The sequence below is a fragment of the Psychrobacter sp. 1U2 genome (assembly GCF_051847575.1).
Genome location: NZ_JBPYDC010000345.1, coordinates 1 through 1,181 on the forward strand (window position 1 = coordinate 1; position 1,181 = coordinate 1,181).

1 protein-coding gene is annotated in these 1,181 nt (G+C 31.7%); it reads left to right on the forward strand.

From position 1 onward, the window contains the following. A partial coding sequence (locus ACS8FD_RS15685; protein ID WP_439276530.1) for an AAA family ATPase occupies positions 1 to 1,139 on the forward strand: 1,139 nt, incomplete at its 5' end. Positions 1,140 to 1,181 lie beyond the last annotated feature (42 nt).

A 1,181-nucleotide genomic window follows, 5' to 3' on the forward strand; every position in this document is an offset into this window, starting at 1 on the left:
CTCAGGAGTGTAGTTTCGTGTTTTCATTGTCGTATTCTCTCAGAATGTTAAGTCTCCGACAATCCCGGGGCGGTTCACCTTGGAATGTACCTTCTAGCTCTATAAGCAAAGTTGTTCTTGTAAAAGATAACTGGAATGACTATGGTTTTTATACTACTTTTTCTTTAGTTATATTCGATGAACAGGGTAAAAAGCATGAGATGGGTCTAGTTCAAATAGCTTTTAAAGGACAAGAAGAATCTCAACATACTTACTCTATAATCGATAAAGAGTTTATGAATTTGGATAAAAAATATTTTTCCATAGGTGGAAGTGTTGACTACTATAGTAAATTTAACCAGCTTACAGAAAGTTTAAAAAGAACTATATTAATCTCTCTTAGAGATGTTGCATATAATACTGATATTATTAGAGATATTGAAGATGAATCAGTTTTCGAGACATCTTTGTTGAGGAGTGTCAGTTTAACGACTATAAAAAACCAATATAATAGAATATTAAAAGGTAACGCTCCATTAACTGAGTTTAAATTTAAGTTTTTACGTGAAAATATGGATAGTTTTTCAGATATTGCTCTAGATTTTGAAGTTTATCCAGAGTCCAAGCCTAATACTAATATTCACGTGCTTATTGGTAGAAATGGTATAGGGAAAACTACTATATTGAATGGGATGATTGATGCGGTGATAGGAATTCAGAGTCCAACTTATAGATTTGTTACTGAAGAATTTTATTTAGGAGAGGTAGATATCTCCAAGGGTTACTTCAGTAGAATGGTTTCAGTTTCATTTAGTGCGTTTGATCCTTTTAAACCTTATAAAGAACAGAATGATCCCACAAAAGGTACTCGTTATAGCTACATAGGCTTAAAGAGTGATAACAAAAAAGAAGGTCTTAAAAATATTGATGAGTTGTATTTTGAGTTTATTAAAGCACTCAAAATATGTCTTCATTTGAAAAAAAATCGATGGTTAAGTGCAATTCAAACCTTAGAGTCTGATAGTAATTTTTCTGAAATGAATTTAAAAGAGTTAGTTAATTATACAAAGGAAGAACTTGAAGAAAAATCATTAGAGAAAATTAGGGGTATGAGTTCAGGTCATGGAGACCATCCCAGATTCTGTGTAACTGCCATTTAGATTAAATGCTTACTGATACGGTCATCAAACATAATCATAAAG